19 protein-coding genes are annotated in these 26,792 nt (G+C 56.3%); 1 reads left to right on the top strand and 18 read right to left on the bottom strand.

Features of this window, described 5'->3' with window-relative positions:
- Positions 1-91: 91 nt before the first annotated feature.
- From H0Z09_RS02915 to H0Z09_RS02860, 11 genes are all read right to left on the bottom strand, one after another.
- Positions 92-469 (bottom strand): hypothetical protein, encoded by a 378-nt coding sequence (locus H0Z09_RS02915; RefSeq protein WP_346656774.1) that lies wholly within the window; start codon positions 467-469, stop codon positions 92-94.
- Positions 470-870: 401 nt separating this feature from the next.
- Positions 871-1,566 carry a hypothetical protein gene (locus H0Z09_RS02905; protein ID WP_186687914.1) on the bottom strand — a complete coding sequence of 232 codons (696 nt, stop codon included), beginning with the start codon at positions 1,564-1,566 and terminating at the stop codon, positions 871-873.
- Positions 1,567-1,844: 278 nt separating this feature from the next.
- A complete protein-coding gene (locus H0Z09_RS02900) occupies positions 1,845-2,234 on the bottom strand; it encodes a hypothetical protein (protein WP_346656773.1) in 390 nt (129 codons plus the stop codon).
- Positions 2,235-2,385: 151 nt separating this feature from the next.
- Positions 2,386-3,060: a hypothetical protein gene (locus H0Z09_RS02895; RefSeq protein ID WP_186687912.1), complete on the bottom strand. Its 675-nt coding sequence runs from the start codon at positions 3,058-3,060 to the stop codon at positions 2,386-2,388.
- Between the two features lie 458 nt (positions 3,061-3,518).
- Complete coding sequence (locus H0Z09_RS02890) at positions 3,519-4,904, bottom strand: IS4 family transposase (RefSeq protein ID WP_186687122.1); 1,386 nt, start codon at positions 4,902-4,904, stop codon at positions 3,519-3,521.
- A gap of 211 nt (positions 4,905-5,115) precedes the next feature.
- Entirely contained in the window at positions 5,116-5,334 is a 219-nt protein-coding gene (locus H0Z09_RS02885) for a hypothetical protein (protein ID WP_186687120.1), read from the bottom strand.
- A gap of 132 nt (positions 5,335-5,466) precedes the next feature.
- Positions 5,467-5,961, bottom strand: coding sequence for a lytic transglycosylase (locus tag H0Z09_RS02880; protein WP_186687117.1), 495 nt, complete (start codon positions 5,959-5,961; stop codon positions 5,467-5,469).
- 302 nt (positions 5,962-6,263) lie between these two features.
- A complete protein-coding gene (locus H0Z09_RS02875; protein WP_186687114.1) occupies positions 6,264-6,734 on the bottom strand; it encodes a DUF4265 domain-containing protein in 471 nt (156 codons plus the stop codon).
- A gap of 21 nt (positions 6,735-6,755) precedes the next feature.
- The gene (locus tag H0Z09_RS02870; RefSeq protein ID WP_186687111.1) at positions 6,756-8,756 is read right to left on the bottom strand and encodes an HNH endonuclease signature motif containing protein; all 2,001 of its coding nucleotides are present in this window, start codon (positions 8,754-8,756) and stop codon (positions 6,756-6,758) included.
- Positions 8,753-9,436, bottom strand: coding sequence for a transposase (locus H0Z09_RS02865; RefSeq protein ID WP_186687108.1), 684 nt, complete (start codon positions 9,434-9,436; stop codon positions 8,753-8,755). The genes H0Z09_RS02870 and H0Z09_RS02865 overlap by 4 nt, the downstream gene beginning before the upstream one ends.
- A 134-nt stretch (positions 9,437-9,570) precedes the next feature.
- Positions 9,571-9,840: a hypothetical protein gene (locus tag H0Z09_RS02860; RefSeq protein ID WP_186687105.1), complete on the bottom strand. Its 270-nt coding sequence runs from the start codon at positions 9,838-9,840 to the stop codon at positions 9,571-9,573.
- A 315-nt stretch (positions 9,841-10,155) separates the two neighbouring features.
- On the opposite strand from H0Z09_RS02860, the gene H0Z09_RS02855 reads away from it, so the two are divergent.
- A complete protein-coding gene (locus H0Z09_RS02855; RefSeq protein ID WP_186687103.1) occupies positions 10,156-10,425 on the top strand; it encodes a hypothetical protein in 270 nt (89 codons plus the stop codon).
- A gap of 146 nt (positions 10,426-10,571) precedes the next feature.
- Here H0Z09_RS02855 and H0Z09_RS02850 read toward each other — a convergent pair whose 3' ends face one another.
- The 7 genes from H0Z09_RS02850 to pgaB all read right to left on the bottom strand — a co-directional run bounded on the left by H0Z09_RS02850 (position 10,572) and on the right by pgaB (position 26,780).
- Positions 10,572-11,099, bottom strand: a complete 528-nt coding sequence (locus tag H0Z09_RS02850) for a hypothetical protein (protein ID WP_186687100.1) — start codon at positions 11,097-11,099, stop codon at positions 10,572-10,574.
- A 61-nt stretch (positions 11,100-11,160) separates the two neighbouring features.
- Entirely contained in the window at positions 11,161-11,955 is a 795-nt protein-coding gene (locus tag H0Z09_RS02845; RefSeq protein ID WP_186687097.1) for a hypothetical protein, read from the bottom strand.
- A gap of 9 nt (positions 11,956-11,964) precedes the next feature.
- Positions 11,965-20,829: a hemagglutinin repeat-containing protein gene (locus tag H0Z09_RS02840; RefSeq protein WP_238340190.1), complete on the bottom strand. Its 8,865-nt coding sequence runs from the start codon at positions 20,827-20,829 to the stop codon at positions 11,965-11,967.
- 28 nt (positions 20,830-20,857) lie between these two features.
- Positions 20,858-22,582, bottom strand: coding sequence for a ShlB/FhaC/HecB family hemolysin secretion/activation protein (locus H0Z09_RS02835; protein WP_273016546.1), 1,725 nt, complete (start codon positions 22,580-22,582; stop codon positions 20,858-20,860).
- 366 nt (positions 22,583-22,948) lie between these two features.
- A complete protein-coding gene (gene pgaD, locus H0Z09_RS02830; protein WP_186687094.1) occupies positions 22,949-23,431 on the bottom strand; it encodes a poly-beta-1,6-N-acetyl-D-glucosamine biosynthesis protein PgaD in 483 nt (160 codons plus the stop codon).
- Between the two features lie 2 nt (positions 23,432-23,433).
- A complete protein-coding gene (gene pgaC / locus H0Z09_RS02825) occupies positions 23,434-24,774 on the bottom strand; it encodes a poly-beta-1,6-N-acetyl-D-glucosamine synthase (protein WP_186687090.1) in 1,341 nt (446 codons plus the stop codon).
- A gap of 2 nt (positions 24,775-24,776) precedes the next feature.
- Positions 24,777-26,780, bottom strand: a complete 2,004-nt coding sequence (pgaB, locus tag H0Z09_RS02820) for a poly-beta-1,6-N-acetyl-D-glucosamine N-deacetylase PgaB (RefSeq protein ID WP_186687088.1) — start codon at positions 26,778-26,780, stop codon at positions 24,777-24,779.
- Positions 26,781-26,792: the final 12 nt, after the last annotated feature.

Below are 26,792 nucleotides of genomic sequence, written 5' to 3'. Positions count from 1 at the left end.
CCGCCAAAGAGCACCACCTAAATAAATCCGTCCCCTTTATCCCAGGCGTAGAACCTTCGGCAGCACTGTTAACAGTAGCTTTTGCACCGACTTACAGCCTGATAAAGGTAAAGACCTCTTTGAATAAATTTTCAATATGTGGTGACGCTTCAAGGTGAATGAGCGCTTCGGTCGTGGATACAGGCATGTCATAAGGCTTAAAACCTCTACGGAGGGCGATACCATACAATGCGTATTCGTCGCCCTCCGCATGCTCCCAATGGGGCACGTAACCAATTATCTTATACACCTTGAAAATCTCATCTTGAAAATCCATCAAATCATATAAAAAAGCTGGGGCGTTATTTAGTGACAAGGCTTGAGCGCACCACGTACTGAGCTCATTTTTGCTGATAGCACCGCAAAATAAACACGTAATGACAAAAGCCATCAGTTCATCATTGAAACTATCAAGCTCAATAGCACTCACATTCCACCCCCCATAGCTTCGCCACCAATATGTCCTGTTTTTTTATGAATCAATTCAGGCACTAGTTGCATTCGCCCGCTGTCCTGATGGTGATGCCACGTGTACCCATCAATTTTTTTTGCCCCCGCATTAATCTGCTCTAATTGCTTAGCAGTAAAGGTTGAAAAGTTAACCTGGCCTTGCTGTATGGCACTGATTAAAGGGGACAGATTTATTTAATAGCTTGCCGACCAACGCTACACCTAAATAAATCAGTCACCTTTATCCAACCGGTCTTCCAATTGAGAAGGTGCGACAGCGGGATACATTTCAAATGTTTGCCCAAACAGGTCTTCAACCCGGTTGAACTTGGGTGGGCTGATTGCATCAGGGATAACCTGCCCTGGTCCTTTTGCACCTATTCAACTCTTCAATGCTGGCAAAGACAGCACCTCATCGTACTGTGGCCAGTCTTCCCTTGCGCGTTTGAGCACACCTTGCATCAACTCGTCCAACTCAGGCACTGGCTGCTCGGGCGGCAATTGGTCAAAGGGCGCGGCCATCAGCGGATGATCAATCTGCTGAGGATTGGACAAGCCTTCCCATTGGCGTAGACGCAGTATGTAGAGGATTTCCAACGGCACGCGCTCCATGTGGCATTCCTGATCGAAATCGTACGAACTCTTTTGGCTGTCTTTGCCGGTTTGCCAGGTGTGGCGGTCACATGCGGCCAGCAGACAGGGCAACAAGTCGTCGGGGTTGGCGGTGCGCCAGTTGGCCAGTAGAGCTTCGTAGATAGGTTCATCATATGCATAGGCCGGCCACAGGTGCGATACATCCCCCACCCAATCGGCAAACACGCGAAGCATAAAAGCCTGGGCGCGGCGGTGCTGCTCTTCGTACTCGATCACCAACTGATGTTCGCGATTAAGCGCCGCATGAGTGAGATAGCCCTGATGGAGGACGGCATCCTTCCAGCCCAAAATCGCCATCGCGGCCATCATGTTGGCACCGGTTTGGATGCTGTAGTTTTGTTGGCGAATGTGGTTGCCGTGGAATTGATCGTACTGGTGTGCCCAAAAGAATAATTGCCAAACACCTACTTGGTAGTAGCGCATCCAATAAGCCAATTCTTGCAACCATTGCGGGTTGTCTGGGGCAGTGGCAAGAACTTTATAAAGTCTGCCCAGTGCCATTCGTTTCGGGATGATACTTGTCGCATTGTTTTTATTTGGAACCATCATTGGATCAGTGGGCTTTGCATCCTCCCGGGTAACGTATCTGCGTATCGCTTCGACATAAAACGCATCGTCAACATGCGGCCCTCTGGCGATGCGAGCGAGTACGCTTTTGTAGGAAGGCCACCTTGGGTTCACACCTACGCGTTCAAGTTGATTTATTTTTTGGGCCATGGTTCCACCTTAATTTCTGCTTGACCTGTTTTACCGGGTGCTGGCAACCCAATTTTAACGGTAACGCCTTGGACTTTGACTCCACCGCTTTGCAACGCGGACTCCAATGCTGTAGCCAACGCAGGATCAGATTGGGTTATCGAACGATTAGCCAACCACCCTCTCAATCTTGTCTCCGGATCCCCATGAGGCGTACGTGCCCCATTCACGCCGTTCACAGAAGACTTCGCATCCATCACCATTACTGTGATCGTATCGTCATTGATCGCAACCGCGCAGCCATCGCAGCCGTGGTTGCTACCGTTCTGCAATGGCTTGAAATTGAGGCCGGTTTTTTCGTTAAGGGTTTGAAGGGACAGTTGCTCGCCCAACACCCCATCATTTGCAAGCGAACCGGTCTTCCAATTGGGAAGGTGCGACAGCGGGATACTTTCAAATGTCTGCCCAAACAGGTCTTCAACCGAGCTGAGCTTGGGGGGGCTTATAGCATCAGGAGTAACCTGGCCCGGCCCTTTTGCACCCTATTCAACCTTTCAGCGCTGGCAAAGACAGCACGTCATCGTAATTTGGCCAGTCTTCTCTGGCACGGTTGAGTACACCTTGCATCAACTCGTCCAACTCAGGCACTGGCTGCTCGGGCGGCAATTGATCAAAGGGCGCGGCCAGCAGCGGATGATCAATCTTCTGCGGATTGGCTAAACCTTCCCACTGGCGCAGGCGCAGGATATAGAGAATTTCCACCGGCACGCGCTCCAAGTGCCAGTCCTGATTGAAGTCGTAAGAGTTCTTCTGGCTCTCTTTGCCGGTTTGCCAAGTGTGGCGGTCACACGCGGCCAACAGACAGGGCATCAGGTCGTCGGGGCTGGGAGTGCGCCACTTGGCCAACAAGGCTTCGTAGATGGGTTCGTCGTAAGCATAAGCAGGCCATTGATGCGAGACGTCGCCCACCCAATCGGCAAACACACGCAGCATAAAGGCTTGGGCGCGGCGGTGTTGCTCTTCGTACTCAATCACTAATTGATGCCCACGGTTGAGAGCCGCATGGGTGAGATAGCCCTGATGGATGACAGCATCCTTCCAACCTAGGATCGCCATGGCAGCCATCATATTGGTGGCGGTTTGGATGCTGTAGTTTTGGCGGCGTCGATCATTGCCTGCCGCTTTGGCAATAATGTCGAACTGGCCCGCCCAGAAGAACAACTGCCAAATTCCTACTTGGTAATAGCGCAGCCAATGGGCCAATTCCAGAAGCCATTGCGGATTATCTGGTGCGGTTGCCAATACCTTGTGGGCTCGTGTGACGGCCATCCATTCGGAGCTACTACGCGTAACGTTGTCACTATTCGGTACAGGCCTTGATGGCTTCGCAAATGCATCGCCGCGCTCAACATATTCACGGATGCCATTCAACTCGTATTCATCTGAGACGTGTGGCCCCTCGGCTATGCGCCCCAGCAAACTTTTGTAGGAGGGCCATTTCGGGTTTACGCCCGAGCGCTCGCACTGAATTACTTCTTGGTCCATGGTTCCACCTTAAATTCTGCTACACCTGTTTTACTGGGGGCGGGAACACCGACTTTGACTGTTACACCCTGAACCTTGGCTTTTCCTGAATCCCATTAACGGGGACAATTAATGGGGACAGATTTGAATGACACTTACTTAACCTTCTTCGGGTGTCCATTTTTCCTCACCTCGGCCCTTGCCTCCGAACGCTTCTGCATCAGCATCGGGTAAGGCTTGGGCCTTCGCTTTATGGCACGAGGCTCAATGCGCCCAGGCCGGTTTCCCACACGTTTCCTGGCGATCAGTTTAAGTAAATCCTGCGCCCCATCGCCATGTGCATCGGCATCGTACTGGCACATCGCAAGGCATAACTGAAGGCTATGTTTGAAGCTCAGCTGTCGCGGCAAACAATCTGCTAATAGTGCTGATTGGGCCATTACCATCCGAATCAAATTGTGCGCCAGCAGATACACCCATGACTCTTTGACGGCCATGTCAGGCGTCTTGCAGCTCAGCGTTTCAAGCCCCAACGTTGTCTTGAGATTGCGCAAGTCCAGCTCAACATGCCATCGGTCTTTGTACAGTGATTTGAGCGCTGCCTTGGACGCTTGTTGTGGGCACTTCAAGGTGGTTACCAGGATTTTTCCGCCGGTTTTCAGTTCACGTACTGTCAGCGTTTCAGGCACATCGTCGTAATAAGTTTGGCTCATCCAGGAAGGCCTTTGCCTGGGCTTTTTCAGCGCAACCAAATGATCTTCCGATCCCAGTGATTGCCCCAGTTGAAAGTCCGAACTGCGCCGCCTGGCACCGTATTGTTCGAACACACCGTCGATTCCACGACGTTGCAGTTCGCACAGCAGAAAGTACGTCGCGTAGTAGGCATCGCCCAACACAACGTCGCCTCGATTAAGCGTGTCGAGCATCGTTCTGAGCAGTGTCTGCTCATCGCCACCCTTGCCTCGAAAGCGCCCCAGCGAGGCATCTAAAACGGCACCGCTGGCCAGGCAAATGATCCCCACCAAACGGCAGATGGGGAAACCCAACCCGACTTTCTGGCCACGAGACTGCGGATAGGCATTTTGGTTGGCCGTGGTGTCCGGCATGGTCACCGTGGTGCCGTCCACTAGACGCACTGGGCGCCCCATCCAGCGCCATGATGGTGGCGCGTTGTGGCTCATTGATAATCCCGTTGAGCGCAACAACGTTGAAACCATTTCTACCGGCAACCGTGCCCGTGCTTTGCAATAAGCGCCGGTGTGCACGCTGTTGGGCTTCAACCCATCGCAGCAACGTTTGATCGAGAAGTCATTCACGACATTCTGGCAAGAACGGTCGGCACTCATGGCCTGGGCCAGAAACATCGACAGGGTCTCGGTTGGTGTGAACAACCGTTGACGATGCTTGGGCATCACAGGCTCGACACGCTGCAGCAGCTCTGGGTCGACGAGCAACTTGAAGAATGCTGGAGCACTGCTGTTTTTGGCGTGCTGATGAATGCGCTGCTGTTGATGATTGACGATTTGACGTCTACGATTCACGCGGGCTGTGTCCTTGTTCTATTGGTGTGTGTTCGCAACTATCACCGTAGACCAAGGCCAGCCTTTTTCAATTTTTTAAGCAGGATCAGTGGGTTACCTGTTAAGTAAGTGCCATTCGGGGCAGATCTATCTAATTACCTACTGATCAGCGTCACATTTAAATAAAATCCGTCCCTATACAAAAGCTCAACTACTTTTATTAAATGAAAAATCAACGGATATTAAAAAACCATAGAACGAAACCTAGAACAATTCCGGCCCCAGCCATTTTTAAATAAAGCGGCACATTTTCTTTTATAAGCGCAATAAAGTCCTCGCCACCACTCAGCCAATACCCGGCAATCTGAAAGAACACACACATAAACAAAAGACCGAACGCGCAGGCACAAGGAAGATAAATAGCGACCCACCGAGGTTCATTTTTTTTCATTGCTGTCTCTTTTTTCAGCTAGAAATCAGTCTCACTATTGGAAATGCTGATAACGCGGAGGCACCCATTAATGGGTGACAAACTTATTTAATAGCTTACCGTTCAGCGTCACATTAAATAAATCCGTCACGCTTATTTTCTGAACCAACCAAACCCCTCGCCAATTAATATTATTACACCTGAATAATCACCAAATTTCGGTGCAACTTGGTAGTTCCCTGCCGGTTCAAAGGTCGATTGAGCCTCTTCAACCTTATAGAGACTCATCCTCTCACGCCTAATTACAAGATCACCCTGCCGTCCAAAGATATAAGTTGTTCCAAGGCTGACCTTGTCCCCCTCGAATTCACGGTGGGTTGCCATCGAGAGAAAAAGTTGGCTTTCATCTAAGTAGTGAAATTGATAGGTCAGATACTCATGGCCTTCATCGTCAAGAAAACCAACCCCAACCATACCTTTATCTATCAGCATTTCAACAAAACAAGAGGGAGTTGATTCAGACCCAATTAGAGCGGTATATGACTTACCTGCCTGATGCTTGGCCCGTGCCGTGGATTCATTCATTAGCTCTATCGCGCATTTCTTGGCGCGAAACCAAAGTTTACTGTAAAAAACAGGCGTGACCATTAATAAATATCCCCCTTGGTATTTCTGATGGCAACGCCCGCTCTATTGGCAGCACCCAAAATAGGCTAGGACACCCCAGCCATCTGCGTGGGCGCCTCCAAGAAATTAAAAGGCAAATATTTATTTAATAGTTTACCGACCAGCACCAAACTCAAATAAGTCTGCCTCCTTTTATCGTTATTCAAACCATTTCAAACAAATAAATAAAAACCTAATTCTGAAAGAACGTAACATTTCAGGATCAGCCCACCCACACTCAAAAAAAACCTGTCTGGCCCCGATTACCCGGCCGCTTCCAAATGTCAGCGCCGTCCAGTTTCGTATTTAAGTAAACCTTGCTCCTCACGAGCCTGCAAATAATCGGCCATGCGTTGCGCTTCGATTCCATCAGAAAGGCTAAGTGCAAGCAGACTCTCTGAAGACCATTCCATTAATGGGTCCATGGTCTCAATCTCTAGTATCAATTCTTCGCGTGTAGTCTTATCTTGGGCACCAAACCATACTCTGAAAGTCGTTTGCCCGGCATGTTGAATAACTCGCTGGACTACAAAGTCAACATCCGTTTCCACCTCGTCGCCTAAAGCGATGTCTTGAGCAAAAAATGGAATACAGCAGAGGATGAATCTGTGGGCGGCTGTTTTTTGACCCCATAACTGCTCCCACTCGTTATGTCCATCCTTAGTCCCAAGGTGAGCGACAAATATGAAATTGGCACGATCACGCCAAACAGGCGCTTGATGTACAGCTTCATATTCTCCGGGCTGATACTTCATATATATTCTCTACTCATTTTTTTACCAGTGTGAAGGAGGCCATTCACCACGATACCCTGGCGGAGGATTGACAGGAAAATCTCGTGCGCCCTTTGAAGCGTTACAGTGCGGGCACGCCATTTGAGCGTTTTCCAGTGTAGCATCTCCCCCTCTAGCCTTTGGAATCGCATGATCAACTTGAGTTCCAGTTCCATCAATACGACAGTACACGCATGTAGAACGTGGATTCTCTGCCTTGGCAGCATCCTTTACAGCTTGTGGGAAGGCCTTACCTGCTGTTTCACCACCGGCAGCGCCGGCTTTGATTTGAGGCACTGCATCTTTCGCCTCAGCAATTCTCCTTTCAGCCTCAGCCAGTATCGCAAGAGTACCCCCCTCCTTGGGCACTAGTCCATTGGGACCATTGAAGTACACCTGGCGATCTGCGCCCAAGACTTCAAAGTTACCCGTGCGCGTATTGATAATACGCTTCGCGCCGTCAGCCAGCGCATTATCAAACGAGACAAAATCAGCGCCTGCGGCTCCATCGACGCGGTACCACTCAGGTAATTTCACCTCGCCTGCTGCTGTTGAGACAACAATAGAACCTTTATCACCCGCCAAAGCCGGCCCATTAAGCGCGCCTTTACTCGTCACGGGTACATCCGCAAGTTCCTCCAGAAGCTTGCCGTCTGCAAAAGCAAGCTTGCCCGCTTCTGCAGCTTTGGCTGTCTCTGCCCCTTTCCCTATCTGACGAATCCTACCCATTTGTCCGCCGGGTAAGCCCATCTGCACAATGTCTGCGCTAAGCTGGGCATTCTTCAAATACTGCTCGTAGGTATTGTTTTGCAGGCCAAACACTAAGCTCTGCGCATCATTCGTCATCCAGTTGTCGACCAAACCGGAAGACGGCTCTATGAAAGGATCAATTAGTTTGTTGGCCTCTTCCAACGAGTTGCTGCCAACCGCAATCTTGAACAAAGAGCCCATACTCTGGAGCGTTCCCAGAAGACTCAGGCCCACCCCGACAGCAGCCCCCTTCCCTTCATCTCCTCCAGAAACTTTGCCTCGGTAATCGAGGTTGCTTTTATAGAAGTCCACCAGCCCCAGATTTGGATCGTTCAAATAATCCAGATTGACGCTGCCGTCTTTGAAGTCTCCGGCATGAGTGACGTTATAGTTTTTGAGCAAGCTGAGCGTTTCTTCGCCGTTATAAGAGCGGCGAGTCCCTTCGGGATAGAGCGCGCTGTTTTCATAAATGGCCCCCAACGGCGCCAGCGCCTCACCCAGGTGTTTTAGGGTGAGGGGGTCAAACTGACTCTCACCGGCTTTTTCGACCGTTGCTTGCCAGGTTTTATCGGTATAGGACGCGAGCGCTGCGGCCATGCGTCTTTCTGCTTCGTCAGGAGAAATTCCTGCCTCCGCCGCTAACTTATCGGCCTCTTTTTGTATGAGGCGCGCTTCCGTAGGGTGCGCTTGACGGTTGTATTGCTCGACGGCTGCCGCCGTATTCCCAGCAACTATCGCACCTGCGGTGGTGCCACGACCGCCTACAGAAGCGCCTACACCGACGGCGACCAACGCAGCCAACGCTTCCTGTTCCGAGCCCCTGATACCATTTTTACCCAGCGCATCCGCAATACTCGGCATCAAGGCCGCAGAAGCCCCCGCGCCCAATGCGCCGCTCTGCACACTGCCACTGGACAACCCCATAGCCGCGCCTGCCAGCGCATGCAACATCACACGCGCCGCACCGCCTTCAGCCCAAGCCGCCCGAGTAGCCGCACTTGACTTCGGATCAGTCGCACGAGATTGAGCGTAATCACCAATCTTGCTCAAGATATCGCTGGAGGCTGTGTTGGCGACAATACCCACCGTCGTTCCCACAGGTGCACCACCCAGCCCTGCGGCAATCAACCCGGTCGCAATGTCTGCCATCAAGCGTTTATCACCACCGACCTGCCAGCGCTGGGCTTCCGTATAAGCGGCATTTGCTGCGAGCGGAAAATAGGGGTCAGACCACAATTGACGTTTGAAAATCATCTCTTTGGGCGGCCAGCGAATCCTCTAACGGTTCGCTTACCCAAAGCTTGTGCTATCTGCGACGCAAACTTTCCCGTTCCGAATACGTAATTTCCATTTGTAGCATCTCTGATTTGGTCGATTACTTCTTGCTGAAGCTCATCCTTGAAAAGACGACGATACGCCTCAGCCCTCTGATCGACATCACTACCCAATTCTTTATAACAATCATGAGGCGTTATAAGTGCTGAAGATTCCAGCTGTGCATTTGCTCGGTAGCTCGTCCAACGATACTCAGCGGGATGATCCACCATTCCCGCTCTGACGGGATTCATTTCTATGTAACGATAACAGGCCATCAAATAGCTTTCGTGCTGCACCAAACAAGAACGATAACGACCTTCCCACAGAGTTCCTGTTCGTTGATAAGTACGGTTTATATTTTGGACATAACGCTGACCAAGCCCTTTCATTAACGAACAAGCACTTAGAGGGGTAGTTGGAGTAAGTAATAAATGCACGTGATTCGTCATGAGACACCACGCGTGAATTTTGCAGCCATGCGTTTCCGACAAGAGCTTTAAGAGGTGGATATAGAAAATATAATCATCTTCTGAATAGAAACAAACCGAACGATTATTTCCGCGCTGAATGATGTGCAGCGGAAGACCTGGTACCAACAACCGAGGACGACGAGCCATAACAACCCCCTGATTTCTGAAAGAGATCAGCTTAGACGTCCGCAACAAAAATAAAGGAAGATAATGATTTCAAAAAATAAATCAAATTTTTAAAGAGCACGAATCGTTATAAATAGCGTAAACCGTTATATACGTTAATGAAACATCACAAAAAAGTTAAACACTTGTATGGATTTCGCTGAAAACGTGGTCTGACCCCGATTCCCGGTCAAGGTCATTTCATTGGCCGTGCCGTTGTGTTTGGAGCTGTTGATGTAGAGTTTCTGGTTGCCGGTCATGTCGTCCAGACCGAGCTTGTTGCCGGTCAACACACCGGTGAGGTCGCGGTTCTTCTCCTTGTGCATGTCGGTGCGGGCGAAGGTGTTTTGCGCCGCGTCGATGGTCAGGTCGCGGCCGGCTTTCACCACGGACGCCAGCTTGCAGGATGACGTGTTGGCTTTTTGATGCCTTGCGCGTTTTTACGCTGAGGACTTATAGTCCGCCGGTCGCCCACATGGTGATTCAGGTTTGGCGACCTGACGGTAGAGAATGCGCAAGCTGGGAGCTTTTTTGCAGCCACTTGCGCGCCTGCAAAGTCGTTTTATGACGGCTGTGCGCGGGAGATCTTCGGGTCTGCCGGTTTTCTCTACTGCCGGTTCGCCAACCTGCGTACAGCTGTCACCCATTCGTTTGGCGACGTTTGAGTGATGGCATTCATCACTTAAGTAGAGAGTCCAAAAATGAATAGATACATGCTCCTGACAGGCCACGATTCAACCATCCCCGCGCTGGTGATCGACACGCAAGCGCCCCTCGATGTTCTCTATGACGCCGCCGCGTACCGCATTCGTGCGGTGACTCAGTTTTTAGAGAACCTTGCGTTTCGAGAAGAGATCAGCAGTGATGCGATTGTGCTTCATGACTTTGCACTGTTGCTGGCCATTCCGCTACGGGATGGGTGTGATTTGCTCGATGTGATTGGGCGGAAGTTGAGTTCACAAAGCTTATAAATAAAAAATGGGCGGTTATTTCTATAACCGCCTTGCTTAAAAAACGTCAAACAGATGAAAATAAAAAAGCTAATTCTTAAAGAGCGCAATGTTCTAGGCTTGTCTCAAATTCATTAAAAAAACGTTGTCTGCCCCGAGCCCCCATCTTATTTAGGCTTTATCAATTGCATCCAATAGTCATATGTTTCTCGAAGCCGGCCTGATGTCTTTGATCCATCAACAATTGCGCATGCGAATGCGTGAGCGACTCTTACTGGATTGGTAGGCAACGTGCCAGATGCAGATATAACTGGCCGCCCGTAGTCGGCCTGTTTTTTATTACCTTTTAATTGACTCCAGTTCAGCTCAGGGTTATTTCGAACTGCCACTTCACCATAGTACATGCCGACTAAAACAGCCAAAGACATCTCTTCTTCGGACAGACCTAGCGCGCTAGAATCGGCCGGACCGGCAATTGAATCGCTTTTTATTTCGCTAACTTTTGACGATATTCTTGCTTTATGAATCCGCGAGGCGAACCACTCAGCCAACATATCTATAGATTCTGGGGAAAAATCCGCGCTCCAGTTCTCATACCCTCGCGTCTGCCAGACAGCTTGAATCAACTCGTCCAAACAATATGGCTTATCAAGTATAAAACGCTCATAAAAATTATTGAGCTCCTTCGCAGTCATAGATGAAATATTTCAGTGACTGGCGTATAGGCGGTTGTAAATTCCTTCATTAACGCCCATTCTATTTTTCTCCTGAAACAAAATCCGGACATGGTACTTTTGGCATATTGTCGTAGGCCTTCAACACTGTCTGCAAAGGTGTCAGGGTTTCATCGTTGTGCCAGTAAACAATCTTAAGCCATGTAGCTGCGCGGATATATTGTCCTCCTCCTAACCAAACTTCTTGCAAATTGTTTTTTAGCATTTTTCGGCCTGCCTTAAGCAGGTCGTCTTCATCAAACTGTCGGCGGGCTGTTCTATGAAGGCACAAGGCGTAGCCAAAGTCTCGGGGTTTCAAAGTTTTGGACAGCGCGACTTCTGTTTTGCCAGTCCAACGTTGATACATCTCAATGCCAGCCTCAAAGCCGTCATTATGTTCGCCGCCTTGGTAGGCAAAAGCCATGTAGTCATCGAGGCCATTTTTGACAATTTCGTGCATTGACCAAGGGCGTTTTTCGTAACGCCAACGAGCTTCCTCATACACACGCGCCAGGCCCCACTCGCCTTCAGAATTCCAGCCCGTGTCCATCCATTCCCCCAAAGCTTTAGCCCAGTGCAATGTTGTCCTGTGAGCATTGATGTCTGGCCCGAATTCCTCGTCGATTTCTATGGCCTTATCTATCCATTGCAGAGAGCGGGGAAGTACGGGGGCAATCTCGCCGTGGAGCCCTACAAGCCATGCTGAAATCACATCGGACAAATCAGACCTGGCAACATTCCCCATTGGCCGCTTTGGATCATACTGCGCCTCCAATTGCCATTTAAGCATTGCCTCACTGAAACCATTAAATCGGGTTTTGACCGGATCAAAGAGCATCGTTTATCCTCAACATGGATTATTTCCACAAAATCTAACAGGTGTAGAATTTTTCGCAGCACCAGAGCCCACTGTATTAGCATTGAAATTACCATCTCTCAAATTTTGAATTGCTTGCTGCTTTACTGAATCCGGCAAATTTGAATTTCTGATTGCTGTCTGCGCGTCGGAAACTGCTCCATCCAGCGCATTCGAACCTGGCGTAAACGTTGGAGACGATGGCACATTTTGAGCGCTGCTACGATATTTGTTATCCCACAAAGTAACTCTACCAGTAGCTAAATTAACTGACACCACATCCGCGCCGTGCGTACCTATAGCATCACCGTATCTAACCACCGTTTGATTGGGAAGATTGGCAATGTCGTTTGCCAAATTCAATTCGCCCACATAACCATTTACCTGAGAGTTTGCGATATTGGGATTGGATGAGTTGAGTGTTTTTGGTATGTAATCCAATCCTGCGACAGGGTCAGGTAGATTTGGATTGAGCGCAACCCCATTGCTTTGTCTTAATGAGGTTGCTGGATTAGCGGCCAAATCACTAACTGCCGCGCTTACACCTTTTGCACCTAGCCCGCTACTGAAGTCACTAACGCCATCTACAGCCTGCCCGTTAAAAGTAACCGATCCAGCAGGATAGTCTCCAAAAGGCCCTTCACTATACGGACCTTTTAAGCTGGTAAACGGAGGCGTACCAGTCGAAGCTTTTGTAGCGGCTCCCACTTCTACTGCACCCTCAGCCCCCTTGGCTAGCCCTCCTACTTTGCCTACCGCAGCTGCTCTCCCCGCAGGAATCATCGCCAACGCAAACTCAGCAGAACTCTTGGCCGCCAACCTGGCCCTGGCGACTTCATCGCCTTGGAGCAGATACAGGAAACCCTGCGCTTCGTCGTGGATATCAGCCTCTGGTCCACGCCCAGATACAAAAGCAACTAACCCATTGGCCATACGAGAGCTGACATCGGGGAAGTTAGTAACAAGCGTCCAGAGCCCACGAGCCGTATTCGCTGCCCCCTCACCCAATCCCTGGGGAATTCCCGTTCCTGCGCCCTCCAGCAGAGCGCCAAGCGACGAGTTATAACCAAGGTTTTTCTGATAAAAGTCGTGCTGCTGGTTCACGACGGGATCCAACTTGCCGACTAGGTACTCTTCATTGATCTCCGATTTGTTGTAACTGCCGGAATTATTGACGCGATAGTCCTGAAGTAAACGAACAGTTTCATCAGGCGTGTAAGTCTTTTTCGCACCGGCAATAACCGGTACGTCACCCATATCAACACGCTTGCTGTAGCTATCCCCTAAGGGCGCTAGCGCGATCCCCAGATATTTGAGTGTGAGTGGATCCGGCTGATCCTGATGAGCGCCAACGACTTTGTTCCAAGTCGCATCAACGTAGTACACAAGCCCTCTGGCCAAGCGCTGCTCAGCCTCGGCCGTAGTGATCCGGGCCTCAGCCGCCAACGCATTGACTTGTGTCTTCAGCGCCATAACTTCCGCAGGGTGCATCTGGCGGTTGAACATCTCGACTTTCGCCGCACTGTTCCCTCCGACTGCAGCCCCGGACAGGCCAGCACCCGAGCCAGCACCAGCGCCGATGCCTGTAGCGATCAGCACGGAGATGGCGTCTCGGTTTTGTCGCTCAACAATGGTGTTTTTCAGCGCATCCGTGACGATAGGCGTCAAGGCCGCAGAAGCCCCCGCGCCCAATGCGCCGCTCTGCACACTGCCACTGGACAACCCCATAGCCGCGCCTGCCAGCGCATGCAACATCACACGCGCCGCACCGCCTTCAGCCCAAGCTGCCCGAGTGGCCGCATCTGCCTTCGGATCAGTCGCACGTGAGTGGGCGTAATCACCAATTTTGTTGAAGATATCGCTGGAGGCCGTGTTGGCAACGATGCCAACCGTCGTTCCGACAGGTGCACCACCCAGCCCTGCCGCTATCAAACCGGTAGCAATGTCAGCCATTAACTTTTTGTCGCCACCGACCTGCCAGCGCTTGGCTTCCGCATAAGCGGCATTTGCTGCGAGTACCGTTCCAGCGGCGTCCGGCGAACCGGTTTCGGTCTGGTTTTTGGCTTTATCGGCCAGTGCTTTCGCTTCGTCCGCCTTCGCCTTGCCCACCGCACTGATCACCCCACTGGCCAACTGCGCCGAGCTCTGGATCAGGTCGATACGTTCCTGCATGGCCTTTTCATCAGGCCGGTCGAGCTTCTGATTGGCATTGGCAGTGTCGCGGTTCAGCCCCACCAAATCGTTGGCGCCTTCGGCATTGCGAACCACAATCGTGCCTTCGCTGACTGCGCTGCGGGTGTAACTGTGGTCTTTATCCTTGAGGGCTATCGGAATGGCGCCGCCCGGCGAGGTGCCGCCACCGCTGCTGGTGGAGACCGAGATGCTCGCCGACTGGCTCTTGATCTCGCTGACATTCTTGATATCGCTGACGATCAGGCGATCCGTGCTGAGGCGGTTCTTGTCAGCGCTGGCTTCGCTGGCAATCACGGCGCCTTGCAGGGTGGTGGTCTTGCCGACATTGATGTCGTAGCCGCCCGTGCCCGCATACAAGCCACTCTGGTCGGTCACGCCCTTGTAGTCGCTGTTCATCTTGGAAGCGGCAAGGTTCGCCGAGGCCGCGACGGTGGAGCCGAAGCAGAACGGCGGCACGCAGATGCTCGCGCCGAAGCCTGCGCTGTTTTGTTTGCTGCGCGACGACTCGGTGTCCTGGAGGGAGATGATATTGAGGTTGCCGCCGATATCGGCCTTGATCCTGTCCGCGCGAACCTGGGCGCCTTTGAGCGTTGCATCACCACCGCTTTGCAATAGCAGCGAACCGGTATCCAGAGTGCTGTTGACTTGGGTGACCGAATTGCCGTTACCGTTGTTCTTGGCACCCTGCGCACCGAGGTCGAGGGTGAAGCCGTTTTGCTCGCCAATATTGAAGCTGGCGCCGATGGCGGTTTTGGTTTTCGACCCTTCGTTTTTACGGTCGGTGGTGTTTTGTGCGCTTTGCATCAGCACATCGTTTTTGGCCAACAACAGGGTGTTGGCGGCTTTCAAGCGGCTGCCGGTGATCTGGATATCACCCTGAGATCCCGCCGCCGCACCCGTGGCGATGATCGACAAGTCTTGCCCGGCGTTGAGCGTGCTCTGCTTGGCGGTGGCGCTGTTGTATTCGCTGCTGTTCTTGCTGCGGTTATTGGCCAGTTCAGTGCCGATCTTGATCAGCGAACCGTTGCCGGGCGTGCCGCCGGTTTTGTTTTTGAAGCCGGAGCTTTGTGCATTGGCGTCCGACGCCTGGCCGTTGAGGTTGTAGGCGGCGAGGGCTGCCTGGGCGATTTTGACTGCCTTGAGGCGTGGGTCATCAGCACTACGGGCCGCTTTGACGGCATCGCGCATGCTGGTGGCGGTGTCTACCACAGAGCCTGCAATCACGCGCCCAACCGCCAAGCTTTTTGAACTGTCCTTACTCGTCTGACTGGCCGTCTCCATCCCCGAAGTAACGGTGACATCAGCCCCGCTCAACTCCATGTTCTTGGTGCTCACCAGATCACTGGCCACCACCTTCAACTCACGCCCTGCCGTCAGCGACACGTTGCCCGCGCTTGAGCCAATCGTGCTGCCGGTCAAGGTCATTTCATTGGCCGTGCCGTTGTGTTTGGAGCTGTTGATGTAGAGCTTCTGGTTGCCGGTCATGTCGTCCAGACCGAGCTTGTTGCCGGTCAACACGCCGGTGAGGTCGCGGTTCTTCTCCTTGTGCATGTCGGTGCGGGCGAAGGTGTTTTGCGCCGCGTCGATGGTCAGGTCGCGGCCGGCTTGTACGGCGAGGTCGCCGGTGCTGACCAGGTTGGAACCGGTGACCGTGGCGTCGCGCTTGGCGGCGACGGTGACGGTTTCGCCGGAGACCATGCTGCCCAGGGCGGTGGTGCGTTTTTCGTCGACCTTGTCCTGGACTTTGCTCGACTTGAGGCCGCCCCAGCTGCTTTTGCTTTCCTTGCGTTCGTGGCGGGCGCTGTCTGAGTTAGTGACGGCGAGGATGCTCACGTCCTGGCCGGCCGCCAGTTGCGTGGCGCCTTTTTCGGCGGTGACGGCGCTGCCGGCCAGCAGCAGGTTTTCACCGGCCACGACGGTGCTGTTTGTGCCGGCGCTGACGAGGCTGCCGACGTTGTTCACGGCGCTGGTTTCGTCGAGGCGGAATTTCTTGCCTTGGGAGGTTTTCTTGGTCTTGCTGTAGAAGCTGTAGTCCTGGTTTGCAGCGGCCTTAAGCTCGAGGTTTTTGCCGGAGACCAGGTACGCCTCGTTGCCAGCGTTGACCTGGCTGGCCACCAGTTGCAGGTTCTGCCCGGCGCTCAGGGTGGCGTCGCCGCCGGCCTTGATCACGCTGGAGACTTGCTGCACGTGGTCTTCGATGCTTTTGATCTTTTTCGAGTTGGACGTCGAATGCTGCTCGTTGGCTGCCGCGATGGCGTTGAGGTCGCGGGTGGCAATCAGGTTGACGTTGCGCTTGGCATTGACCTGGCTGGCCACGGCGCTGATGTCGCGCCCGCCAACCACGTGCAGGTCGCGGCCGGCCTCGACCACGGAGCCCTGCTGGGCGATGGTGCTGAAGTTGGAACGGTTGCCGATGGCGCCGCTGTCGAGGCTTTTTGAGGCGGTGATGTTGACGTCGCCTTTGGCTTGGACGGCCATGTCGGCGCCGCTCTTGAGCACGCCGCCGACGTTGTTGAGGTTGCCGCCGGCTTTCAGCGCCAGGTCGTTGGCCGATTCGATGCGCGCGGCGCTGTCGACGAAGTCGCTGCGCTCGGTGCGGTAGCTGCTGGCGCTTTCGTGGGTGGTGACGCTGCGTTCGTTGAGCAGGTCGGCGCCGGCGGCGAGGTTTACATTGCCCGCGCTGATGACACCGCCCGCGCGGTTGCTGAGGTTGTCGCCGGCCAGCACATCGAGGCGGCCGCCGGCTTGCATCAAACCGCTGTTGGCCAGGTTGCCGCCGACGTTAGCCAACAGGCTGCCGGTGGCGCGCAAGGTGCCGGCGTTATTGAGGTTGCTGCCGGTGATCAGGTTGACGTCACTGCCGGTAATCAGTGCACCGTTGGGTGCCAGACGGTTGTTCGCCTGGGCCAGGTACAGCACCGGTACCAGCACCTCCTGCCCGGCGACGGTGGCGTTTTCCAGCCACACGATGTCGTGGGTCAGGGCCGCGACCTGTTCGGCGGTGAGGCTGACGCCCACCGACAAGTTGAGCGCGGTTTTGCTGCTGATGGCGTTGTCCATCAGGTGTTTGAACAGGTCGGCGTCGCTGGTCTGGCCATCGATGAAGCGCTGGCCGGTGCGGGCGAGCACGGCTTGCTGGATCAAGCGCTGTTCGTAGAAACCATCGCCGAGGCGACGTTGTGCGGTCTCGGGGTCGTAGCCGAGCCGGGTCAGCATGTAGTCCGAGCCGAGGAACTGGCGCATGTCGGTGAACAGCGGGTTGGTTTCGATCAGGTACTTGTGCGGGCTGGCCGCGAACTGGCTGGTGGGCAGGCCAGTGGCACCCTTGCCGTCGTTGAGGTGGAACAGGCCGTTTGGCCCGGTAGGCAGGTCGAAGCCAGGCAGGCTCAGTGGGTTGACCTGTTGCTGGGTGAGGTCGGGTGGCAATTGCGAGTTGAGTTTGACCTCGGTCGAGAAGCCCGGCTTGGTGGTGTTGGCGCCACTGCCGACGTAGGTGTAGCCACGGTTCACGACGCTGTTATCGATGCCGTTCTGGGCGTGTACGTCCACGGCGCCGCCGGCCTGAATCACGGCGGCGTAGCTCTGGTCCGGCACCATCAGTTGAGTGGTTTTGCTCAGGTCAGTCTTTTCGCTTTCCATCTTGCCGATGAACGAAGCCAGGCCGGCTTCGACACCGTCCATGTTCTGGCCCGCCGCATAGCGCTGGGTGAACGCCGCCGCCTCGCGGTACCAGCCGCCCGGCTTGCGCTCACGCGCCGAGGTAAAGATACGGTCGTACTGGGTGTCGTGGGTCACCAGGCCGACGTTGCTCAGTTGGTTGACGCGCACGGTCATGGCGCCGCCGGCGGCAATGCTACTGCTGCTGTTGAGCAGATCACCGCCGCTCAGCAGCATGTTGCCGCCCGAGGTGATGCTGGAAGCGGGCGTGGCGTCGCTGACGATAAAGTGATCACGCACGGTGATCTGGAACGGATGGTTCTGCTTGCCGCCGTCGCAGTCGCCACCGGTCACGTACTTGATACAGGCCGTGGGGGTGATGGACGCGCTGTAGATCCCGGACTCGGTGTTGAGCACAGTACGGATATTCTGGATCGTGCTGGCGGCCAGGATCAGGTTGCGCTCGCTTTCGATCGTGCCCGAGCTGTTGATGATGCTGGTGGCCGCCGTGCCCTGCCCGTCGCGGTCGACGCGCAGGTTGCCCATGGCGTAGAGCGTGGCGCCGAGGTTTTTCAGGCGGTCGACGCGCAGGTTCATGTCGCCGCCGCTGAAGATCAGGCCGTGGTCGTTGAGCAGGTTGTCCACGGTCAGGTCGAGGCTGCCCTGGCTGGCGACAGCACCGCCAACGCTCCAGTCCAGGCCTTTGCCGACCAGCGCCCGGGTGCCGAGCAATTGGCCGGTGGCGGTCTGTTTCAGGTTGTCGACGTTGACAGTCAGGCGCCCGGCCTGGATCGCGGTGCTGTTGGTCCAGTTGGTTTTGTCGAGGGTCAGGTCGCCGTTGGTGACCAGGCTGCCGCCCACGTCATCCAGGCTGATACCGCTCAGGTCGAGCACACCGGTGCCCACGTGCAAGACCTTGCCGCCGGTGTTCTGGAAGGTGTCTGCGGCGAGGCTCAGCTGGTCGTTGGCGGTGTCCAGGCTGCCGCTGTTGTTCAGCAGGCCGCCGATGGCGTAGCGGGTTTTGCCTGTGGTGCCCAGGGCGCGCATCTGGCCGCTGTTGGTCAGGCCGGCGCTCTCGACATCGAGGGTCGAGGCGCTTTCGATCAGGCCACGGTTGGTCAGGGTGCCGCGCAGGTTGACGTCGATCCGGTTGCCGGCGATCTCGCCGCCGTTGTCGACATTGACCCCGGTAAGGCTCACACCGCTGCCGGCGAACAGGGTGCCGTTGCCGTTATTGAAGTTGATCGCGTCAACCACTGCATTACCGGCTTTGGCGGCGATGCGCCCACCGTTGTTATCGAGGGTACCGGCGCTGATGTTCAGGCCGCCCTGCTCGCTGTGGATCAAGCCGTCGGCGCCGTTTTGCAGCAGGCCCGTCGTGGTGATTGCCAGCCCACCGTTGGCGGCCAGGGTGCCTTTGTTCTGGTTATCGATGCTGTTGGCGAACAGTGTCAGCAGGCCCTGGCTGGCGAGCTTGCCGCCCTGGTTGTCGATGTGGGCGGCGCGTTGCACCAGCAGCGGCCCGACACTCGCCAGCTTGCCGTTGCGGTTGATCAGGTCGCCGAGCAGGTCCAGGGTGATCGAACCGCCGCCGGTGAGGTTGCCGGCGCTGTTGTCGAGGCGGTTGCCGTGCAGGGTAAACGCGCCGGTGCTGTCGATGATGCCGCCCTGGCTGTTGTCCAGCAGGCCGCTGACCGTGAGGGTTTGCGCACCGTCGCTGAGCAGTTGGCCTTTGTTGCGGTTGTCGACGTTGTCGGCGGTGATGTTCAGCGCCTGCCTGGCGCTCAGTGTGCCGCCCTGGTTATCCACTTGGGTGGCGGTGGCGGTGAGGGTGCGATTGGCGATCACGGTGCCGGTGTTGTTGATGTTCTGGCTGTCGAGCGTGACGTCGCCCACGGCGTTGCGGGTGTTGTCGGCGTTGACCCCGGCTTCGATGATGCCGGTGTTGGTCAGTTGGCCGTTGCTGGCCAGGGTGATGCTGTCGCGCGCGGCGAGGGTCTTGCTGTTTTTCAGCGTGCCCTTGGTCGTCTGCGCCTTGAGGCGGGTGCCGGCGTAGATCGCGCCCTTGGTTTCCAAGCTCGCGGCCTTGATATCCACCGCGCCGCTGGCGGCGGCCTGGGCCATGCTCAAGTGGCCGTTGGCGTCGAGCTGGATATCGCCGCCACTGGCCGCCAACGTACCGTCGAGCTTCACGCCCACGCCGGCCTCGGTGCCCACCAGTTTGATCGCGCCGGCGTACATGCCGCCCAGGGCCGAGGAGTCGATCGCCAGTTCCGGCTTGGCGCTGCCGTCGTCGGTGCGCACGGTGGTCTTCAGGCTTTGGGCATCGACGTCATTGCGCCCGGCAATCACGGTGAGCTGACGCGCGTTGATCTTGGCGTTGATCTTGGCGGTGCGCGTGATGATTTCGAAACGGTCGACGTTGCTGGCGTTCAAGCCCTGGCCGTCGATGGTCACCGCGCCGCCATCCACTTGGTAATGGTCGAGGCGACCGACTTTGTCGATCACCGGTTTACCGGTGGTCAGGGTGACGTTAGGCGTGTTGATGAACCCGCAGCCGTTGCAACTGATGCCGTAGGGGTTGGCCACGATGACTTTGGCCGACTGCCCCGCCACTTCGGTGTAGCCGCGCAACTGGCTGGGGCTGCCGCCGTTGACTTCGTTGAGGATGACGTTCGCCGCGCCGCCCTTGAGGTTCGGGTTGCCGACGATGATCCCACCCAGTTGGGTGCTCTGCACCGCGCCCGTGGCGTTGTTGAGGATCACGCCATTGGGGCCGACGTTGTAGTCCTTGAACTGGTTATGGGACAGGCCGCTGCCATTGGGCGTGGCGATGTTCACCACCGGCACGCCGTTGCCTGCCTGGCCGAGCGTGGTGCCCGGGCCGCTGACCGCAATGCCGTCGGCCTGGGCCAGCAGCGGCTGCCAGAACAGCGCGTTGGCCAGGATCAGGGCGAGGCCGCGTTGGGTCAGGCTTTTCAGGGCGGTTGCAGGGCGAGCGTCCATATTCAAAATCTCAAGGCAGCGGTGTTGATTACAGGAAGAAATCCAGGCGGAAATAGATCGGCGCTTCGCGCTCGGTCACCACGCCAGGTCGCTCCAGGGAATGGGCAAAGGTCACGCTGGTGCTGACGTTTTTACCGCGCGCGAACAACTCCAGGGAGTTACTCGACACGCGACCATGCTCGTCATCGTTGTAGCGATCGTTGCTGATCACGCCCTGGTCGTAACCGACGCTGGCGCCGTATTCGGCGAAGGCCGGGCGCATCCAGTCGAGGGTTACCGGGCGCGCCCAGCGCACTTCGTTGCGCCAGTAACCACCGCTGTCGCCGTTCAGTTGCTGGTCCTTGAAGCCGCGCACCGAGTAAGAGCCTCCCAGGCTCATGCGTTGCGCGGGGTACAGCACGTCTTCACTGCGCTGTCCGGTGGCGAGGCTGGAAAAACTCAGCGACTCGCCCCACAACGTGAAGGGCTGCAGGTAGCTCATCGTGGCGGTGTATTTGCGATAGCGCGGGGTCGCCGTAAGGTTGCCGTTGGCATCCCGCACCTGCTGGTCGCTTTGCGCGTCAAAGGCGCCAATGCCGTTTTGCATGCCCACGTCCAGGTTGACGAAGGCATTGCCGATGCGTCGCCCGTGGGTGATGCCGACCTGAAATTCACTGAGCCGGTTGCTGCTGGTCGCCAGGCGCGAGTCGAGCAGGTAGTTGTTGGTGCGCAGGTGAGTCAGGCCGACGTTGACCGACGTCTTGCTCACCTCGTCGCGATGGATCACCCGCTCGGCCCGCAGTTGATGGTTCTGGCTGTCACCATTCTGCTTGACCTTCAGGTCGTCCAGCATGAGGAAGGTGCGGTATTCGCTCTCGCTGTAGGTGTAACTGAAGTTCCACCAGCCCCACGGCAGGTTGTAATAGAACATGCTGCTGTTGGAGGTTTTCTGATGGTCGCTGATGGCGTCGTGGCCACCGCGCAAAATCAGCTGATCGGCCAGGCCCAGCGGGCTGTCCCACTCCAGGCCCGCGCCCCATTGTTGTTCGCCGGTGCTCTTCTGGCCGTCGTTGTTGCGCGACAGGCTGGCGCGCCAGGGCTTTTGCGGCACGTTCTTGACCAATACTTCACTGCCGCCGATCTGGCTGCCAGGGGTCAGTTCCATCTGCGCCTGTTTGGAGGGCAAACGGCTGAGCTGGTCGACCAGTTGCTCGATTTCCCGCAGGTTAAGCGCTCCGCCGATGTCGCCGGGAAACGCCATGGCCAGCTCGCGGTCGGTCAGGTTGCTGCCCTGCGCGCCCTTCAAGCCTTCGAGCTTGCCTTCCACCACCAGCACCTGCAGGTGGCCGCTGGAAAGGTCTTGCTGCGGCAAATAGGCACGACTGGTGACATGGCCCTTGGCGATGTAATAGTCGGTGATGACCTTGAGCAGCTCATTGAGCTGTGGAACGCCCAGGCACTGGCCGATATAGGGCTTGAGCAGAAGGGTGCGGTCGCCGGCTGACAGACTGTCGGCGCCCTTGAGTTCGATGTCTTTGATCGGGAAGCAACGGGTGTCGGCGGGTGTGGCCGGGGCCTGGGACTGATCGCCTTTGCCGGGCAAGTCTTGGAGTTCGTCCAGGCGCCGCCGCTGCTCTTCCAGGAGGCGGTTCTGGCGGTCGCGAATCAGGTCCTGATCCCCTGGCGTAGGGGCGGCCGTGGCGCTGTTCAGGCTCATATAAGCGAGCATGAAAGTGCACAGCAGATACCGGGTCCGTGGCAATAAAAAAGACATATTCGATCCATCGAAGATCAGGGGCCGGCAAACTAGCATCGAACTTCCGATAACTCAAAAAACGGAGTTAGTTGGGTGCTCGCACTAAATACTCGTGTAACCCATTGATTAATAATGAATAAAAACAACCAAGAAGATACTCGGCCTGTCACTGGAAGTATTCTTCCGACAAGCGGCAGCACTGTTGATCGGTATTCATCATAGAACTTATAATTTGCCATTATTTGGCCATCAAGTTCTTGCTGAGATAAGTTAGTACCGAAAAAAGCAGAAAAGTTCGCGAGGGTTTTGTGATTTGGGTCGCATTTACCGGATTGAACACGATCATTCCCACATTGCATGGGAATGATCTTCCAGTGCTGTTCCTTAGCTGGCGTCTTTGTTCTGGACGTTGCCCGGCACCAGGGTGAGCCCCGGTTTTTCCACATCGCGCGAGACATGGGACGTCACTTGCGCCACACCGCCCTCATCGTCGTTATGGATCACCAGCACACCCGGCCGGCGCAACTGCTCAAGGTCGCCTTCAGCGAGGCTGAAGCTCTCGCTCAGGTGCTGGTCGCTGAGCGCCTTGGCCTCGGCGCGGCGCTGGGCAAACTTGCGGCCACGACGTTGCTGGTAGCGCGCCCAACTGATCAGGATGATGGCGTTGAACACCGCGATCCACAGGTAGATCTGCAGGGTGTTGAGCGCGGCGAAAATAGGCGCCTCGAATCGAGGGCCACCGTGGGTCTGCAATATCGAGTTGATCCCGCGCGCCAGCAACCAGATCAAGCCGGCCCAGGCCATCAGGGTCAACAGCACATCGATGACCCACATCACGGAACGTTGGCGGGTTCTGACCAGTTTCATGATCACGCCTCCTCACTGAGCGGTTTGATTCCGCGATCCGGGCTGACCCAGCGCGCGCGCTTCTGGTGTTGGTTGAACAACACCTTGGGAAAGCTGACCAGGGTGGTAAACAGGCTGACCAGCCAGAACACCATGGGGTACCACACCGTCCAGAACAGGGTTTTCCACAGGTCTTTCTCGTAACGGCGGTCGATCAGGATGCTCACCGCAAACTGCAACAGGCAGACCATCGCCAATACCAGCCCGGTAAACGCCGGCGGCATCAACGAGTCGACGGCAATCGCTTGTGGCAGCGGGACGAATTTGCCCACGCCCCAGAAGATCACCGACAGCATGAAGGTGAAGGCCCAGCCGGTGGACAGGCAGTATTCGAACAAGAGCGGCCACAGGTAGCGATGACGCCATTGCCAGATCCCGCGGATGTTCTTGAACAGCACTTCGGCGCCGCCCTGGGCCCAGCGCAAACGCTGGCGCCACAAGCCTGCGACGGTTTCGGGCATGAGGATCCAGCACAGCGCGCGCGGCTCGTAGAAGATGCTCCAGTGATCGAGCTGCAGCTTCCAACTGACATCGATGTCTTCGGTGATCATGTCGGTGCTCCAGTAGTCGATGCGGTCCAGCGCCTTTTTACGGAACGCCACCACCACACCGGACACCGTGAAGATCCGACCGACAACCCGCTGAGTGCGCTTGATCAGGCCGATGATCGACGAGAACTCGCCGACCTGCACCCGACCGATCAGGGTCGAGCGCGTGCGAATGCGTGGGTTGCCGGTGACGGCGCCCAGGCGCGGGTTGTCGAGCATCGGCGCGACCATATAGGCTGCGGCGTTTTTATCCAGCAGCGCATCACCGTCGATGCACACCAGGTATTCGCTGCGCGCGGCCACGGCGCCCATGCGCAAGGCCACTGCCTTGCCCTGGTTCTGCGCCAGGTGCAGCACGCGCAGGCGCGGGTGCTGCAAGGCCAGGGCATCGAGGACGGCCGCCGTGTTATCGGAGGAGCCGTCGTTGACAGCGATCACTTCGATGTTCGGGTACACCTGGGCCAGCGCGGCCTCCATGGTGTCGGCGACGTTATCCCCTTCGTTGTAGCAAGGGATGATGATCGAGATCAGCGGGTTGCCGGCCAGGGTCGGCGCCGGCGTGTCTTCTTCCCAGGGCCAGTGGCGCTCCCAGTGCAGCCAGAAGTACAAGCCGCCTGCGATCCACAACCCCGACATGAACAGCGGGTAGAAGAAGACGAAGTCCATCAGGAACTGCCCGGTGACCAGGAAGATCAGGCCCAGGGGCACGCCCAATACCAGTGCCAGCACGCATATAGCCAGGATTCTGTCGAACATGGTCAAGGGTTCCATTGGTTGGAAAGGGCCGGACGCACAGTCTTCAAGTCCGGGGAGTTTTCCAGGAAGTTGTCCGGGTAATAACCAAAACTCGTAACCCCCTGGCGCTTGAGCACGTTCATCCATTGCGCCAACTGCGCACCGCTGATATCGGGCGCGGCCTTGGTGCGCCAGTCTTTGGCTTGCAGTTCGAACACCGTGCGTTCCAGCGCGCCGGGGCGCTGTTTGACCGTGGCCACGAGTTTTTCCAGCCAGGCGTCGGAGTTGGCCAATGCCTGACCCTCCATCAACGGCATGGCCATTGGCGCGGTCCAGTCGTAGGTCTGGAGGAAATCGTCAAGGTTCTGCGCGAACCAGGCCTCGCTGCCGGGGTTGAGCATCGGCTCGGCGAAGAGATTGCGTGCCGTCAGTATCTGCGGCCCACGGATGGCGCGGAACTTGGCGGTCAACTCGTTGGTGAAGTCGATCAGGTAGCGGCTCTTGAAGCGGGTCCAGCGCTGCATCACGGCGGGGTCGGCACGCAGGGCGGCGATGTTGTCCGGCAGGCCCTGGGCGGCGTAGGCCTTGAGCGCAGCGGGGCTGGCGTCTTCAAAGTCGCTCAGCTTGGCATCGTCGTGGTACAGCACGCCGTCGACACCACTGTTACCGGAGCTCGCCAGGTCCTGGTAGATCTCGCCAATCATCTGCCGCACTTTCGGGTCGAACGGCGACAGGCGCTTGTAATCATCCGGATCGGTGCCCACCTTGCCGGTTTTCGGGTCCCAACGTGTCACGCGCGGCAACTTGGAATCAAGGTCGAAACTCAGTACCGGCATCCACGCAAATACGCTGGCGCGGGCCCGGGTATGCAATTGCCAGGCGACTCGGTTGAACAGGTCGGCGCGCATCGGCAGGTGACGGTTGGGGAAGTACAGCGAACGCACCAGGCCATCACCCGTGGGGTCGGCGTAGGCTTGCAGGAACACCGTCGGCGAGCCCATGTCCACCACACGCTGCACCAGCACGTCGAGGTTGCGCGCCTGTTGCGCCGGGTCGGGGTCGTAGACGTGGTCCAGGTCCACATGGATGACGCGCATCGGCGCCTTGGCCTGCACCGAGACGATGCTGCTGGCGAAGTGCTCGCCGTCCGGGTCGGAGTCCACCAGGAAGCGCGGGCTGTTCATCAACTTGTTCGAGTCGTCGAGGCCGTCGTCCAGGGTCAGCGCCATTTCATAGCCCTGTTCACCCACCACGGCCAGGGAAGTGCCGTCGGCCGCGCCATACGGCCATACCCACACGCGGGGCGCCTTGCCGGTGACGGCGCGGATCTTGTTTGAGATCGCGACCACGTCAGCGCGCATCCGCGCCTGGAACTGCGCCTCGGTTTCATAGCTATTGGTCGCCGGATCGAAGCGGCGCGTGGTGGCGGCCGGCTCCAGGTTGCCCTGGGGGTTGGCCAGGATGCCCTTGTGATTGGCGTCGGTGTGGGCGGCAATTTCCACCAGGCCGGAGCGCGACACTTCACGGATCTGCTGCCAGGTGAGGAACTCGCCCCGTGGCCGCGGCATGCCGGCGAAGTCCACCGGCTGGTTCAGCGGCGTGTCGATCCAGGAACCGACCGGCGCGAGCACCGCCGGCCAGTTATAGGCGCGCAGAATCGGCATCACGCGGGTGTAAAAACTTGAGTAACCGTCGTCGAAGCTGAGCATCACAGCCTTGGGCGGCAGTGTCGGCCCACCCCGGCGCGCGGCGAGGATCTGGTCCACGCTGACCGCCTGGTAGCCGTTCTCTCGCAGCCAGGCCAACTGTTCGATCAAACGCTCGGTGCGTACCGCCACCACCGCCTGGTCGGGGTCGTTATCGCTGACATCGTGGTAGGCAATGCCCAGAAAATGATTTTTCGGCCACGGCGCTTCGTTGGCCTGTATCGGGCGCTCGGCGGGTGGCGTGAATGGCGCGGGTTGCTGGGCGCAAGCGCTGGCCAGCAATACGCCCAGGACCAGCAGACAACGGCTGAGAAGGGTCATGATCAGGCTCTT

This window comes from Pseudomonas sp. SWRI18 (assembly GCF_014268345.1).
Lineage (GTDB): Bacteria > Pseudomonadota > Gammaproteobacteria > Pseudomonadales > Pseudomonadaceae > Aquipseudomonas > Aquipseudomonas cedrina.
This window is presented reverse-complemented; position numbering and strand designations above follow the sequence as displayed.